This is a genomic window from Bacillus cereus group sp. BfR-BA-01523 (genome assembly GCF_022662615.1).
GTDB classification, from domain to species: domain Bacteria; phylum Bacillota; class Bacilli; order Bacillales; family Bacillaceae_G; genus Bacillus_A; species Bacillus_A mycoides.
Genome location: NZ_JAKUDX010000001.1, coordinates 345,836 through 360,684, shown reverse-complemented (window position 1 = coordinate 360,684; position 14,849 = coordinate 345,836). Strand labels below are relative to the sequence as shown.

Sequence of the window (14,849 nt, the reverse complement as noted above, 5' to 3'; positions counted from 1 at the left end):
TGAAAAATGATGACTAGAATGTTTCTATAGAATTGTTGCGATAGCAGATGCGTTCGATGCAATGACTTCTTCGAGAGCATATCGTTAGGCTCTATCTCCTAAAGAAGCTTATAAACGTATCATTGAAGGTTCTGGATCTCAGTTTTCCTCTTTACTAGTAGAACTTTTCAAAAAGGTATTTCCCTTATGGAAAGAAATGATCCAATCACCTCTTAGTTAAAATTTTATGTTTCGAAAAAATTTATAAAATAATAAAAAACATTACTTTGTTATTATTCACGGAGAACATTTTTAATTAGATAAAAGCTCATTTGTAAGTATTCGAAAAACTATATAAAAGTAAATGCTTAATAGTAGCTTCAGAACAGAAGAAGTCATTTTGGAGTCGCTTGTTGGGTAAATAAATTAAAATTTCATAATAAAAAAGTTCACTCCTTCTATAAATGTAGATAAGGAGTGAACTTTTTTATTACGCATTATGATAATTAGAATTGTAAGAAACTTGATTTTAGTATATTTTTATGAGTTGGTGTATATATCTTGTTTTTTATGTTGCATTTATTCTTTTTGGATTTCAAATGAAATTTCTTTGGCTGCTTTTAAAGCTATTTTTTTAGCTTCTGTTTTAAAATAGGATGCTGCTAAAACGTAGCCACATCGATGTCCCATTGATGTAGGTGGTTTTAAGACAGTTCCTTTTTTAGGTTTTATATAAACTTTCTCCACACCAGGATATTTAGAACTACGGTTCTTTCCTGTAACTCGAATGAGTTTCCCTTTAGATTTAACTGTTAGGTAATGAGTGTATACATATTTATGATGTTTTTTATTTAGTAAAGGTTTATTTCCTAACATTAACTGAATAGTCTCTTGCACTAAGTTGATTCCATGTCCAATTTCAATTATATCATTCATTGCTCCACCTGATATTCTGGGGTTTATCTCAATTAATTTCCAATCATTATTTATTCTCCGGAGTTCTAGATGACAAGCTCCATTTTTCATATTAAAAGCCTGAATAACAGAATTAACTGCATTGAAAAGACTATTATATAGACTTTTGTCTACCTGTCCTAGTAAAGAATAACCAGTAACAATAAAACGTTCAAAGAGTGTAATTTCTTGTTCAATTACTGCTATAATATGGACTTTTCCATTTTGAACTAAAATTTCGACTAAGTACTGAGGTCCATCTACATATTCTTCAAGAAGAATTTCTTCATTAGGTAGTTTTTTTAAAAGACTTTGCATAGAGAAAATTAATTGATTTTTATTTTTTACTAATAATACATCTTTTGATCCTGATGATTTAGGGGATTTCACAATAAGAGGGAAATTTATCTTTTTATTTTTTTTAAGAAAAGATGATAATGGTTCTGTTGGTTTGTAAATTAAATAGTTGAGTGAGATTGGTAAATCTTTAAGGACATTACGAGTTAATATTTTGTTTTCCATCTGATAGATAGCTTCAGTAGATACAATATTTGAGCAGAATTTTTCTGATAAACGTGCAGCCAGATAAACAAAGGGGTCAATAAAACTAAAGATCCCTTTTATGTTCTTTCCTGATTTATTTAATTTTTCAATTGTTGTAATTATATTATCATAATCATTTATATCGGTGAAAATCATCTGATGTACATCAGGGAATGTATCGCGTTCTTCAATAAATTTTGTTTTTTTTGTTAACAAAACTGTAAAGAAATTAAGTTTTTCAGCTGCTTTGATTGCTTCCCTACTTGATCCAGATTTATTTGTTTCAATAAAAACAATAGTATCCATCTTATGCCACCCTAACCTTAATTATTTTATAAACCCTTAGATATAATATTTCTATAGGTAGAATATTAAAATGAGGTTAAGCTTGTTCTGGATTTTTCGAAAAATGGTTGAATGAAGGAGAACATGAATATATATATAATGAAGTTGATATTTGTTTTGAAAAAGATCTTTAAAAAGAGGGGAAGAGGAACCGATATGACTATAATTGGTATGCTTCATCATCGGAAAGATCCGAATGTCGTAAAGAAAGCATATACTTATGCTGCTGTAGCCAAAGCTGAAGGTATAAACTTTTTTTATTTTACTTTAGGGAAAGTAAATGTAGAAACTGAGAAAATTTTAGGTAAAACTTATGAAAATGGTAAGTGGGTTGAACAAGAATTTTCTTTTCCTGATGTTATTTATAATGCAAGTGTTCATGTTAGTGATAAAAATCAGCAAATTTTTGATTATTTATATGATAAAGTTCCGTTCACAAGTCATTCAATTGGAGATAAATTAAGTGTATATAACAGAATAAAAAAAGCAGGGGAATTTAAGCAATATCTTATTCCTTTTTATGAATTAAATGATGTTAATAAGTTTTTTGACATGATTAATCGTTATGAAAAACTTATTATTAAACCAATTTCTGGACATCAAGGTAAGGGTATTATTTTTATTGAAAAACATGGGATAAATTACAGTATGAATGAGTCAGAAGAAATTTCACTTATTAATAAAAAACAATTACTAAGTTTTTTGTCTGATAAGATTCAAGAGAAAGGTTACATAGTTCAACAGTTTATTTCATGTCAAATGAAATCTGGTCATGTTTATGATTTTCGATTGCATGTTCAAAGAAATGGAGAAGGAAAGTGGGTTATTACTTCAATATTCCCGAGAATAGGTCCATTAGGAAGTGTTGTATCAAATATGGCTAGCGGTGGTTATAGTACTTATTTAGATATTTTTTTAAAAACGGAGTTTGATAACGATTGGTATAATGTTCAAAGGTATTTAGAACGATTTGCGGTAAGTTTTTCTAACCATTTTAATTCTTTATATGAGGATGTATTATTTGATGAGTTAGGAATTGATGTTGGGATTGATGAAAACCAAAAATTGTGGTTGTTTGAGGTGAATTGGAGACCAGGTGTACCTAATATATTTAATCTTGAATTAGATGTAGCTAGAAATTTAGTTCACTATGCTAGATACTTAGCTGATAAACATAAATAAGAAAAGGAAAATAGAAATATATATATATAAACAGAAAATTACCAATTTAAAGAAAACGTAAAATAACTCCAAAATATACAATAGAAGTTGATTTTGGAGTTGTTTTTTGTTAACTTCACTTTTTTCCCCTTCTGTGAATCAGATAAAGCCTTTAAGGCTTCATCAAATTTCCGTCTGGTATGCGCCCAACAGCCGCTAGTCCATCAAATGATTTACGTAAATAGGTTACCCCTTGTACAAGATATACTTTTTCAATTGACAGATGATTATATAAATCGAGGGATTGGCTATAGTATTTTCTATAAAGGAGACGTCGTATGCGGTGTATTATCGTATAGTATTTATGATGATGGGATTGAAATTGAAGTTGCTACCGATCTGGATCATATAAGAAAGGGATGGACGACTGTAGTTAGTGCAGCTATTATATTGGATTGTTTAGAAAAAGGGAAATACCTAAACTGGGATGCAGTGAATAATACATCTGCTAAACTTGCAGAAAAGCTAGGATATGTTTTTGATAAGACGTATGATACTTATTTTGTGAATAATAGGTAATTGAACGAGTTTGTACGAATTGAATTGTACAAAATAAAAAGGCTAGAAAATCCAATTAAATTAACATCAAATAGTCTTTTTTTATAATTACAAATATAAAATATCCAAAGATAATTTTACCTAGACTAAAGGCATTAAGAGAGATGTTAATTAATAGTATTAGAGGGGAGAACAACGACAAGATTGTTTTCAATAGAAGTATTGATAAATTCTATTGGAAAAGGTGAGAGGAAAAAAACGATATGAATTAAAGATGAAGTGATTCCACAACAATTTGGGTATAAAAACCGACTTTATTAAGTCGGTTTTTATTTTTTAATAATAAGGTGCTACCAATATTAGATTGCGGTTGCAAAGATATTATGAAATGAAGAAATCAATAAATTTAAGAATAGATTTTTTGAAAATTTCTTTGAAAATATGGTTATCTTTTTTACTATTGAACTTAATTAACATATCATTATATTCTCCCACGATGAGAGTTAATATACTGAGTTTTTATCGGTAAATACCCATAAAAACTCAGTATATTAAGTTGTGTATATTTGACTATTAAAGGGAAATTACTCTTTTTTTTGTAAATGATAAAAGTGACTATGATACAAACCCACGCATTAATAGAAGACAAACATATACAGTATAGAGAGTTAAAAAGCTCTAAATTTTTCATATAAAGGAGATTATAAAATATGAGTGAACAATGCCCAATTAATGTACCATGTCAGGTAGCGGGACAAACCCAAACACCATTAAGTGATGCTGCAGCAACACCAATTACTACTCCAGGAGCACCAATCGTAAAAATACCAGTTGTATTAGCGGAAAGAACAATTCAAATTGTTGTAGAAGCCGATGTTCCATTAGATCCTCCAGCAACTGAGATTAAACGTGTCTTAAAAAATGTATTTTTAACACAAGGTAAGTTAGTTCCTGTAGCATTTACTCCGGTAGTTGGTACACCTTACAACCGAGTTACAAGAGGGAAATTATTTGTACAAGGGTATATTCGTAAAAATATTGAATATGCAAATGATGAGTGTAATGGAGTGCTATATGATCGTATTGCAAATGTTCCATTTTCTGGTTTTGCAGATCTAACAGAAGCTGATTTTCTATCACTGGCTTTAATAGCTGCTTCTTCAGACACTACATCTCATTTTATTAATCCTAACAACGGCGATTTACCACGTTTAGATAAATACTTCTTCCAAAATTCAGTTTTTTATAACGAACAACCATATGTCGAATTAGTAAGTGCTCAATTTTTCGAATTAGACTTTTCACCTTGTCCAACAGAATTAAACGAGCCATTTGGAACTCTTCGTGAAAAAATTGTACTAGACCTTACTTTAAAAGTTTTACAAGTACAACAAGTACAAGTATAAAAATAAAAAAGCATTGTCTTTATTAAAAAGACAATGTCTTTTTTATTATTATAAAACATATATAATGATGAAATGGTCGCGTACAAATAATATATTTTTATGGATTTCATCAGATGGGGGGATGGTGATGGATAAGCCATTGGTTGGTAAAGGAATATGGAACAAAGTTTACAAAGAGAAAATGCTGAATGCTCAAGATGATTCGCGTGAAATAAGAGAAAAAAAGGAAAGTAAAGAAACAGAGTCAAAAAAAGAAGATAAAGCAATGGGGATAGAGAAAGAAAGTAAAGAAACAGAGTCAAAAAAAGAAGATAAAGTAATTGGAATAGAGAAAGAGAGTGAAAAAGCTGGATTAACAAAAGAAAATAAAGCGATTGGATTAGAGGAAGAAGAGGTGAAAATTGAATCAGTAAAAGAATATGAAGAAAGAGAATTAGAGAAAGAAGAAATAGCAATTGAATCAAACAAAGAAAGTGAAGAGACTGAACCAGCAAAAGAAAATAAAGTGATTGGATTAGAGAAAGTAGAAGTAGCAAATGAATCAGAGAAAAAAAGTGAAGAAACTGAATCAAAGAGAGAAAGTATAGGTTTAGGATCAAAAATAGAGACTTCAGTGCATTCAATGGTAGTGAAAACGCCATTTTCTATTATTTCAGAAGTGTCTAGCTTTAAAGTATTTCCAAAAATAAATGTGAAAAATCAAGATGAATTTGTATTTCGAAATGAAAAAGATGCGGAGGGGCGTGAATTAGATTCTAAGTTATTAACTACAGTGCAACAGTATCATTCGGAGGCTTATTGTAAATTAGTTTCTTTAAATCTTCATGAAAAGAGAGTGCTTGTTGAATTATATAATCAAAAAGTTAAAGGGAATAATGAAGAGAATAAGGTAGAGACATCTTCATGGATTCCTATTCACAGCATAATATTAGAGAGTGAAAATGGGGGAGAAGTAAGTAATTATATAACAGCCAGACTCCCAATAGAAATAGGAAGATATAAAGGTGAAATTAGTTTACGAGAAAAAGTGGTATTTACAGAAAAAGTCATAGGAATAAAAGAGGTGGAACAGGAGATTGTTTTGACAAAAACTGAATTTTTAGTACCAAAAGTAAAAAAGAATGGACAAAATAAATTTACAGTTGAAAAAGGGAGCTTATTGGTAGAAGGATATATATATCAATGTATTGAATACATATCAGAACAAAGTACATTTCATGACAATGTGTATCAGTTAGTACAAAATATTGTATTGGAATTAATCATTCAAGTGATACAAGAACAGGAAGTACAAGTGCGAATTACATAAAAATGATTATATTCCCTTGATTAGCTCATTATTTTTATTCGTAGCGTATCAATGCGTAATCTTTTGTAAATCATTCAGTGCTATAGAATATCCTCCAAACGGTTTATCCTCAATGAATTCATTTTAATATTTATGAAGGATGATATTATTGCTAGCTAGGATAGGTACTTAATTGTATGAATTTCTTCAGGTTTATGTTTTAAAAAGGTGCTAACAAGTTTGTCAACGAACTTGCTAACACTTATTAAAAACAGGCATAAAATGTGGCGTATATGTTGTTTGAATAAAAAAGCTAATTCACAGATAATTGCTTGTATAATCTGATGTGTAATACAAAGTGCATTGACTCCTTTTTTACAAAACTCACAACTTAAATAGTAGAACATGTTTATCGTAATTTTCCAAACACCAATTATATTTTTTTAGAATAATTGGGTGGACAACTTCTTTCATAGTATCGACTTCAGTATAGCCATATTTTTTATAAAAGTTTTCTAGTTCCTCGAAAGGAAGACAATACACATTTAGTATTTGTAATTTTTTCGCAGTTTCTACTAAAAATGAAACAAGTTCCCCAGCTAATTGTAGCCCTCTAAATTTAGGGAGAATATAAATTCCTCCCATTTCTATAGTATCTTCATCTATTTGGACTAAACGTCCAACACCTGCATATTTATTGTTGTGTGTAATGATTGCAACTTTTTCTCGCTTTAAATCACTTCGAACAAATCCTATTGAGTCATATTGATTATTAATCCATTCTAGATCGTTAGATGCGGCCAATTGAATACTCATATGCATCCTCCTTCAAAAAATTGTTCTATGTCATTATATAGAATAAAATAACAGGGGAAAAGTGGTTGTAATGGCATGATTTTTAATAACAGTTCAAGTTTTGAAGAATAGTGCATACAATATAAAGTCTTTTCCTTTCTTCATTTAAGTTTTGCGTATATAATTTAAAAGTACTATTTTTATTTTATATTTTTTATATTTATAACAGAATAGAGGTTTAAAAATGGGTGTTAAAATCATTACGGATAGTGCGGCGGATTTACCGGTAGAATTGCTGCAAGCATATGATATTGATTTAATTCCACTCCGTGTATATGATGAAGCAGAAACAGAGTATTTAGATGGAGTTACATTAGAGTCAGTTACATTATTGCAAAATATGAGAGAAGGCGCTGTTTATAGAACGTCATTGCCTTCACTTGAAACTTTCCAAGAAAAATTTGTTTCTTATGCAAAAGAAGGTAATCCTTGTATATATTTAGCTTTTTCATCTGAACTGTCCGGTACATATCAATCGTCAGTTGTTATTAAAGAAGAAGTGAAAGAAACATATGCTGATTTAGATTTAGAAATTATTGATACAAAATGCGCTTCGCTTGGTCAAGGGCTTGTCGTATTAGAAGCTGCTAAAATGGCGAAAGACGGCGCATCAAAAGAAGATATTTTAAAACGTATCGCTTTTCTAATGAAGCATATGGAGCACATCTTCACTGTAGCTGACTTGCAGTACCTCGTGAAAGGTGGACGTTTAAGTAAAGTAGCTGGTTTTATCGGTGGTTTATTAAATATTAAACCAATCTTAAACGTAGAAGAAGGAAAGCTTGTACCACTTGAAAAAGTACGAGGGAAAAAGAAAGTATTAAGCCGAATTGTAGATATTATGGAAGAGCGCGGAAAAGACCTTAAAGGTCAAACAATCGCTATGACTCATGGCGATGACTTAGAAACAGCTGAAGCATTAAAAGCATTAATTACTGAAAGATTTGGCTGTGAAGTATTTATCGTAAATACAATTGGAGCAGCAATCGGAGCGCATACAGGACCTGGTGCGTTAACATTGTTCTTCTTAAATGAAGTAGAGTAAAGGATTGATCTTTTGATCAATCCTTTTTTAATTCTAATATAATTGTTTTATGTGGATGAAAAATATGTAATTTTATATTAGTTAGTAACTTTCTTTTTAGTAGGTATGAAGGTAGATAGGAAACCAGTGAAGGTTAGCATGAAACCAAATGTTTCAGTATCATCAACTACTAAACCATTGTTCCACTGATAAAGGAAGGATGCTAGTATTAAAAGAGTAGCGGCTCCTCCAACATATCTTACTATTTTTCGTGTTGAATCGTTTTTAGGTTTTACAATCATATTTATCATCCTTTCGTTTTTATTGAATAATTCGACGAAATAATTTCTAGGAGTGATATGGATAAATTCATCTATGGAGTCTATTTATTAACTTTCTCTTTAATAGGTAAGAAAGTAGATAGGAAAGTAATGATAACTAGTCCAAAGCTGATTCTTTCAGTTTGATCAATTACTAAGTCATTTTTCCACTGATAAAGGAAAGAAGCGATTATTAAAAGTAAAGCAGCGCCTCCAACATATCTTACTATTTTTCGTGCGGATTCTTCTTTAAATCTTACAATCATGTTTATCATCCTTTCGTTTTTATTGAATAATTCGACAAACTAATTTCTAGGATTTGATATTAATAATTCATCTATTAAATTTATTTGGTTTATAATAGATATTTTTTATGTATTAGGTAAATGTAATGAACTATAACTATCTAAATGAAGAATGATAGCTTACATGTAGTTAAATCCTTTTCATTAAGTTTATCGTAATTCAAGTATATGATTCTGTGTTTGTTAATAACAAGTAGTAAAATTACATGAAAAAAATGGACGAAAAATCTAAATTTTAACCATTAAATTTAACAAAGTATCTAGAAATAATCATAGTATGAATGTAAAATTAAAATGTATGATACATTTTTTTACATTTGTAAAGTTATGCATTTTCTTAGTATGAAAGATTAAGCAATACATAATGGCTTATTTAGTAAAAAGTATGAAATGGTTAAGTGGGGAGAGTAGAAAGATGGAAATAGGGGAACGTATTCGGCAAGTTCGTATGCATAAAGGATTGACACAGGGGGAGCTCGTATCAGAAATATGCTCAGTAACCTATTTAAGTAGAATTGAGAGTGGGAAAATCAAACCATCATCTTCTTTTATAACGAAGGTTTCTAAAAAGTTAGAAGTTAAGAGCGATTATCTTATAAATGGAAATTACGAGGAGATAAAGCTTACTATTTTTAAAATATGTAATAAATATAAAAAAGATAAAAGTATTACAGAAGCTGACTTATCTTTGTTAGAATTATACGTTCGTGAAGTGGATTCAATGCATTTATTACTAAAGGTATATGGTGTACTTATATATTATCATGCCCGACAAAAAAACGTTTTACATGTAAAGTCGCTTATAGATCAAGCTTCGCAAATGATACCAAGTCAGGTCGAACTACAAGATCCAGAAGATTATATTTATTACTTAAAAGCCCGAGGTTTATATTTTTATAATAAACAAGACTACATTGCTGCGCATGATATTTATGTACAGGCAGAGAGTTTACTTGGTGTAGAAGAAACTGAACAACATGGTCATATATACTATAATTTATGTCATGTATATAAGGAGCTTTATAAAGATAAAAGTATTAGTCGTTTGTATGCCTTAAAAGCTTACAACGTGTACAGAAAAAATGGTATGCAGAAAAACGTAATAAATGCACTTTTAATGCTTGCAATATTGTATATTATGGATGAGTTATATGAAAAGGCACTTGAAATTTTACAGCAAGTAGAAAAAAGTTTGGCTATTAGTGGTAATTCAAAGTATTTACCTATAATTTCATATGATTACGGGAAAATTTATCAAGGCTTGAAAGACTATACGAATGCCATTAAATACTACGAAAAAACTTTGGAATTAAGTGAATTTTTATCACAGAAAGATCAAAAAGTATATGCGTTACGAAACATGTTGGAGATTTACATAGAACTTAAAGATTGGAAAAATGTTAATAAAGTTATGAATGAAGCATTTCATTTTTTATCGATTTATGATGTGCCAATTGCATTTGTCCAACTATATGGGTTGAAAGCTAAAGTATTCAAAATACGTGGAGATTATTATGAATATGAGAAAAATATGCAAAAAGCAATTGAAGTGGGATTAGAAAAAAAACAACATCGCTTAGTTGTTGAATTATCCTATGAGTTGGGTAACTTTTATAATGAGAATCGCTCTTATAAATTATCTGCGAAGTATTATAAAATATCAGCTGAAAATAAAATGGACTTATAAAGAAGTTTAGTCAAAAATTCTAATAAATTGTAAAGGGTTATCCAAAAGAGTAGTATATTTTATACCTTTTGGATAACCTTTTTTATTGCTATTCTATAATTACTGGCCGATATGGTATTGGTGAAGATAAGATCATCGAAGTTTTTACTGTACCAAACGGAATAACGATATCAATTAATTCCTCTAATTCCTTCATAGAGTGAACTGCTACTTTTAAGTAATAGCTACTTTCACCTGTGACTCGATGACATTCGAGTATTCTATATTCTTCGTAGATTTTCTCCTCGAATTTTTTACAAGGAATCTTTAGATTTTCAATTCTTAAAAATGCTTGAATTGATTTTCCAACTGCATTTAATGATACCCGTGCGGTATATTTCTCAATTATTCCTGCATCTTGTAACCTTTTTAGTCTTTCTGTAACGCTAGGGCGGCTAAGGTGTAGATGCTCAGTCATTTCTGTAATTGTCATCCTGGCATCTTCTTGTAATAATAGGGTTATTTTCTTATCAATCTCATCCATTACTCATGCTCCTTTGCAAAGTTGAAAGTAAATTTCTGAAATACAGGCATAATGTAAAATCTAATGCTAAATTACATACACAATTGAATGTTGAATAGACTGATAACTTTCTATAATTAAAATATAAATGGAGGTGCATGTAATGTCTAATCATTTCGACGAAACAATTTCTATTAAAAAGGGAACAGCTTTATACGTAGGGGCAGTTTTAGGATCAGGAATTCTTATTTTACCTGGTATGACTGCGAGTATAGCGGAAGGGAATGCGATTATTTCTTGGCTTATTATGATTTTACTTAGTATCCCACTTGCATTAACATTCGCTTTTTTATCTATTGAGCATCCAAGTGCAGGGGGAATTGCAACTTTTTCTGAGAAGGCTTTTGGTAAAAAAGTAGGTGCGATTATAGGGTGGTGTTTTTTTATCGCAGGTAGTGTTGGGCAAATCATTGTATCACTGACAGGTGGAATGTATATAGTAAAAGTCTTTTCTTTACCATCGTATTTTTCTTATATTATCGGGTTAATCATAGTAAGTATTTCTATCGGCTTTAATTTATTTGGATTAAAAATGAGCGGTTCATTTCAAGTATGTATCGGTGTATTAACTTTTTTTATTTTAATCGTAACAATTATAAGCTCACTACCTTATATTGAAATGAAAAATATAAATGTACATATTTCTATGAAAGCAGTAAACCCGATTTTAGACGCGTCATTATTAATTTTTTGGTCGTTTTTCGGTTGGGAAGCAATTGCGAGTTTAGCTCCAGAATTTAAAGCACCTAGAAAAAGAAATATTATTTTGTCTACAGGATTTGCAATTATTATTATTGGAGTTTTATATATGGGGATTGCATTATCAGTAATTGGAACAAAATCATATCAAGTTAATGCTGATAATACTACAGCTCTAGTACTTGTAATAAAACAAACTTTAGGTAATCAATTTGCATGGTTAATTGGATTTGTAGCTTTTATTATTTGCTTAGGGACGACAAATGCATTTATCGCAAGCGTGGGCCGTTTAGGCTATTCGCTAGGGCAGGAAGAAGTTGCACCTCGTTTTTTAGCAAGTATTAATGTAAAAAGAGCAGCGCCAACAAATGCAATAAAAGTTGTAGGTTTTATTGCAATAATAGGTTTGTTAATATGTTTCGTTTTTCATATTAGTATAGATAGAATCGTATTAATACCGAACTCGTTAGGGATTGTTACATATATAGTCGGTACTGCGGCCGGAATTAAGTTAATAAATAATAGATTAGGTAAAGTTTTTTCTATAATAGCTTTTACATGTTGTATAGCGGTTTATCCCTTTATTGGAGGAGTCATACTTATTCCAATAGTTGTGGCTTTAGCGTCTTTATGCTATTTATATTGCATAAAAGGTAGACTTGTAAATGGGAGGGAGCAGAATAAGGAATGTTAAAATACATTCGTTTAAGTTTTAATATTTAGAGATATCTAAATATTGGATATTCATATATAATTATGGAGGGATTAAATTGTTGTAACTATTTGTAAAAATAGGAGGCTATTAAAATGAATATACGTATTCAAGCTCCAACTAAATGGGATTTAGACAGACTTTATTCTAATAAACAAGATCTTATATTTTCTATAGAACGGTTAATTATAGAATATAAAGCAACAAAAGACTCAGTAATCCTTTCACAACTTATACAGGCTATCGAAAAAGCAGAATATTACTTATATTGCCGTGCTGCTGAAGATGAGAAGCATCCTGAAGATACTTTACTAAGTGTAAAAGTAAATCAATTAAAGAAAGAAGTTCAACTATTAATAGAATCTAGTAAGGGACAAAGTGTTAATACAAATCATTCAAGTATTAAACTAATAGAAAATGAATTAAAAGCTTGGGAAGATATGTATACACAATTAAGAAGTAAGATAGAAGTAATACACGATAAAGAGACTTTATCATTTGGACAAGCAAATTACGTTGCGATGAATAGTGATGATCATAATGAAAGATTAATAGTATTTGATTCTCTTACAAATACTTTGAATAAGGAAAAAGATATCTTTGCTACTGTATTGAATCAAATAGGAAGATTACGTCATGCTAAAAGTGATGAAATGGAAGGGGCAGAGATTTTAAAACAATCACTACAAGCAAATGGCATCTCTGAAACTGCATTATCCCAGATGTGGAATGCAACGGAACAAAATCTTACGAAGCTAGTAATTGCGTTAAACGGTTATAAAAAAGGAAAGAATTCAATTACATGGCACGAGCTAATGACATGGAAGGAAAGTAATAAGGCTGTTATTCCTTTTTCAGTAGCAGTAAAAAACATATATGATGCACTAAAAAATATAGATGAAGAATTGGCACAGTTCGCACAGAATGTAATAGCGAATGGCTGGATCGATGCTGAACCGAGAGATAATAAACCGCCGGGTGGATTTTGTGCTCCTTTTTTCAGTGAAAAAGAATCTCGCATTTCACTTCGTTATGATGGAACAATTGATAGTGTAAGAGTACTTGCTCATGAACTGGGACACGCTTGGCATTTTTATGTTATGAGTCTTGAACAATCTACAACATTTTTAGATGATTATCTGCCAATGAGTACAGCTGAATCAGCGTCTATTTTCTTTGAAACGGTAACCATGAATTATTTAATTCAAACAACAGATTGTGTAGAGATGAAAAAGTCATTGCTTAGCTGGAAAATAAGAAATAGTTTTAATTATGTTATGGCAATTCGTGCATCGTTTCAGTTTGAGAAGAAGTTTTATGAAGAATGCAAGGAAGGTCCTTTAAGTGCTGATGAAATTGAGAAATTATCTATATTGGTACAAAAAGAAGCATACGGAAATGCATTAAGCGAATATCAGCCATTTGTTTGGATGAAATACGTTCAGTTTTATATAGCAGACGTTCCTTTTTACAATTATCCATACACATTTGGGTATTTAGCGAGTTTTAGTTTAATCGAAATAGCAAAGGAAAATAAAAATAAAAATGCATTTCATTTGAGGTATAAAGAGTTTTTACGAGAAACAGGAAAGGCCCCAGTTGAAGAATTGATGAAAAAACATTTTGATATTGATCTAACAGAGTATGAATTTTGGAATAAAGCTTTTATGCAAATTCATAAAGATATTGATGAATATTTGCAAATTAATTAAGGGGACTACATATATGAACAGAATCGGTATTATCGGAGCAATGCAAATAGAAATAGACTTACTATTAGAAAAACTACTTATTAAAGAGGAACATACTATTGCGGGAATACCTTTTTATAAAGGAAACTTCATGGATACAGAAATTATTATTACGCGATGTGGTGTAGGAAAGGTAAATGCCGCCGCATGTACACAAATTTTAATTAATAAATTTGATGTGAATTCTATCATTAATACAGGTGTTGCGGGTGGATTACATCCGGATGTGAAAATTGGCGATCTAGTTATTTCTACAAATGTTACGCATCATGATATTAATAAAAATCAAATGAAGAATCTATTCCCATTTCAAGAAGCGTTTCATGCAAGCGAGGAATTAAGAGATTTAGCCCGAAAAGCTGTTAATAGTAGTAGTTTAAATATTACTGTTCATGAAGGAAGAATCGTCAGCGGAGAATGCTTCGTCGAGGATTCAAAATTAAAGGAGCAATTAGTCACTGAATATACACCTCATTGTACAGAAATGGAAGGAGCAGCAATTGGACATGTCGCTTATATAAATGATGTACCGTTTCTCGTTTTGAGATGCATTTCTGACAGTGCAGATGATTCAGCGCAAGTTTCATATGATGATTTCGCGAAAACCGCAGCGAATTATTGTTCAGAAATTATTGTCGAGATGCTTAAAAATATTTCGAGTAAAGCTGTATTGTAGTTCATAAGTAAAGAAGGGGAGAGA

General features: G+C 30.5%; 13 protein-coding genes and 2 pseudogenes. 10 read left to right on the top strand and 5 right to left on the bottom strand.

The window, feature by feature from the left end; all coding sequences use genetic code 11:
* Positions 1-28: 28 nt before the first annotated feature.
* A pseudogene (locus tag MR066_RS01830) lies at positions 29-220 on the top strand (HD-GYP domain-containing protein); the annotation flags it as partial.
* 338 nt (positions 221-558) lie between these two features.
* Here MR066_RS01830 and MR066_RS01825 read toward each other — a convergent pair.
* Entirely contained in the window at positions 559-1,782 is a 1,224-nt protein-coding gene (locus tag MR066_RS01825) for an ATP-grasp domain-containing protein (protein WP_215586443.1), read from the bottom strand.
* A gap of 123 nt (positions 1,783-1,905) precedes the next feature.
* On the opposite strand from MR066_RS01825, the gene MR066_RS01820 reads away from it, so the two are divergent.
* From MR066_RS01820 to MR066_RS01805, 4 genes and pseudogenes are all read left to right on the top strand, one after another.
* On the top strand, positions 1,906-3,003 hold the full coding sequence (locus MR066_RS01820) for a YheC/YheD family endospore coat-associated protein (protein WP_215587942.1): 1,098 nt from the start codon (positions 1,906-1,908) through the stop codon (positions 3,001-3,003).
* A 249-nt stretch (positions 3,004-3,252) separates the two neighbouring features.
* Positions 3,253-3,561, top strand: a pseudogene (locus MR066_RS01815) (GNAT family N-acetyltransferase); the annotation flags it as partial.
* A gap of 689 nt (positions 3,562-4,250) precedes the next feature.
* Complete coding sequence (locus tag MR066_RS01810) at positions 4,251-4,946, top strand: CsxC family protein (protein WP_002065863.1); 696 nt, start codon at positions 4,251-4,253, stop codon at positions 4,944-4,946.
* 127 nt (positions 4,947-5,073) lie between these two features.
* Positions 5,074-6,255, top strand: coding sequence for a BC_2427 family protein (locus MR066_RS01805; RefSeq protein ID WP_242245745.1), 1,182 nt, complete (start codon positions 5,074-5,076; stop codon positions 6,253-6,255).
* A gap of 363 nt (positions 6,256-6,618) precedes the next feature.
* Here the strand turns inward: MR066_RS01805 and MR066_RS01800 are convergent, their stop codons facing one another.
* Positions 6,619-7,050: a GNAT family N-acetyltransferase gene (locus MR066_RS01800; RefSeq protein ID WP_159146766.1), complete on the bottom strand. Its 432-nt coding sequence runs from the start codon at positions 7,048-7,050 to the stop codon at positions 6,619-6,621.
* A 223-nt stretch (positions 7,051-7,273) separates the two neighbouring features.
* Here MR066_RS01800 and MR066_RS01795 point away from each other — a divergent pair, with 223 nt between their 5' ends.
* Positions 7,274-8,134: a DegV family protein gene (locus MR066_RS01795; protein WP_215586440.1), complete on the top strand. Its 861-nt coding sequence runs from the start codon at positions 7,274-7,276 to the stop codon at positions 8,132-8,134.
* A 77-nt stretch (positions 8,135-8,211) separates the two neighbouring features.
* On the opposite strand, the gene MR066_RS01790 is transcribed toward MR066_RS01795, so the two are convergent.
* Together MR066_RS01790 and MR066_RS01785 are read right to left on the bottom strand one after the other, a co-directional pair.
* Entirely contained in the window at positions 8,212-8,415 is a 204-nt protein-coding gene (locus MR066_RS01790; protein WP_215586439.1) for a hypothetical protein, read from the bottom strand.
* An 80-nt stretch (positions 8,416-8,495) separates the two neighbouring features.
* Positions 8,496-8,699 carry a hypothetical protein gene (locus MR066_RS01785; protein WP_215586438.1) on the bottom strand — a complete coding sequence of 68 codons (204 nt, stop codon included), beginning with the start codon at positions 8,697-8,699 and terminating at the stop codon, positions 8,496-8,498.
* 454 nt (positions 8,700-9,153) lie between these two features.
* Between MR066_RS01785 and MR066_RS01780 the strand changes: the two genes are divergently transcribed.
* Positions 9,154-10,425 (top strand): helix-turn-helix domain-containing protein, encoded by a 1,272-nt coding sequence (locus tag MR066_RS01780; protein WP_242245744.1) that lies wholly within the window; start codon positions 9,154-9,156, stop codon positions 10,423-10,425.
* 88 nt (positions 10,426-10,513) lie between these two features.
* Here the strand turns inward: MR066_RS01780 and MR066_RS01775 are convergent, their stop codons facing one another.
* Positions 10,514-10,948, bottom strand: coding sequence for an Lrp/AsnC family transcriptional regulator (locus MR066_RS01775; protein ID WP_215586437.1), 435 nt, complete (start codon positions 10,946-10,948; stop codon positions 10,514-10,516).
* 142 nt (positions 10,949-11,090) lie between these two features.
* Here MR066_RS01775 and MR066_RS01770 point away from each other — a divergent pair, with 142 nt between their 5' ends.
* The 3 genes from MR066_RS01770 to MR066_RS01760 all read left to right on the top strand — a co-directional run bounded on the left by MR066_RS01770 (position 11,091) and on the right by MR066_RS01760 (position 14,825).
* Entirely contained in the window at positions 11,091-12,380 is a 1,290-nt protein-coding gene (locus tag MR066_RS01770; protein ID WP_215586436.1) for an APC family permease, read from the top strand.
* Positions 12,381-12,493: 113 nt separating this feature from the next.
* On the top strand, positions 12,494-14,110 hold the full coding sequence (locus tag MR066_RS01765) for a M3 family metallopeptidase (protein ID WP_242245742.1): 1,617 nt from the start codon (positions 12,494-12,496) through the stop codon (positions 14,108-14,110).
* 13 nt (positions 14,111-14,123) lie between these two features.
* Positions 14,124-14,825: a 5'-methylthioadenosine/adenosylhomocysteine nucleosidase gene (locus MR066_RS01760; protein WP_242245741.1), complete on the top strand. Its 702-nt coding sequence runs from the start codon at positions 14,124-14,126 to the stop codon at positions 14,823-14,825.
* The last annotated feature ends 24 nt before the right edge of the window (positions 14,826-14,849 follow it).

Excerpts from the sequence above, each read along its gene's own strand:
- MR066_RS01825 (WP_215586443.1), bottom strand. The coding sequence starts at position 1,782 with ATGGATACTATTGTTTTTATTGAAACAAATAAATCTGGATCAAGTAGG.
- MR066_RS01820 (WP_215587942.1), top strand. The coding sequence starts at position 1,906 with ATGAATATATATATAATGAAGTTGATATTTGTTTTGAAAAAGATCTTT.
- MR066_RS01810 (WP_002065863.1), top strand. The coding sequence starts at position 4,251 with ATGAGTGAACAATGCCCAATTAATGTACCATGTCAGGTAGCGGGACAA.
- MR066_RS01805 (WP_242245745.1), top strand. The coding sequence starts at position 5,074 with ATGGATAAGCCATTGGTTGGTAAAGGAATATGGAACAAAGTTTACAAA.
- MR066_RS01800 (WP_159146766.1), bottom strand. The coding sequence starts at position 7,050 with ATGAGTATTCAATTGGCCGCATCTAACGATCTAGAATGGATTAATAAT.
- MR066_RS01795 (WP_215586440.1), top strand. The coding sequence starts at position 7,274 with ATGGGTGTTAAAATCATTACGGATAGTGCGGCGGATTTACCGGTAGAA.
- MR066_RS01790 (WP_215586439.1), bottom strand. The coding sequence starts at position 8,415 with ATGATTGTAAAACCTAAAAACGATTCAACACGAAAAATAGTAAGATAT.
- MR066_RS01785 (WP_215586438.1), bottom strand. The coding sequence starts at position 8,699 with ATGATTGTAAGATTTAAAGAAGAATCCGCACGAAAAATAGTAAGATAT.
- MR066_RS01780 (WP_242245744.1), top strand. The coding sequence starts at position 9,154 with ATGGAAATAGGGGAACGTATTCGGCAAGTTCGTATGCATAAAGGATTG.
- MR066_RS01775 (WP_215586437.1), bottom strand. The coding sequence starts at position 10,948 with ATGGATGAGATTGATAAGAAAATAACCCTATTATTACAAGAAGATGCC.
- MR066_RS01770 (WP_215586436.1), top strand. The coding sequence starts at position 11,091 with ATGTCTAATCATTTCGACGAAACAATTTCTATTAAAAAGGGAACAGCT.
- MR066_RS01765 (WP_242245742.1), top strand. The coding sequence starts at position 12,494 with ATGAATATACGTATTCAAGCTCCAACTAAATGGGATTTAGACAGACTT.
- MR066_RS01760 (WP_242245741.1), top strand. The coding sequence starts at position 14,124 with ATGAACAGAATCGGTATTATCGGAGCAATGCAAATAGAAATAGACTTA.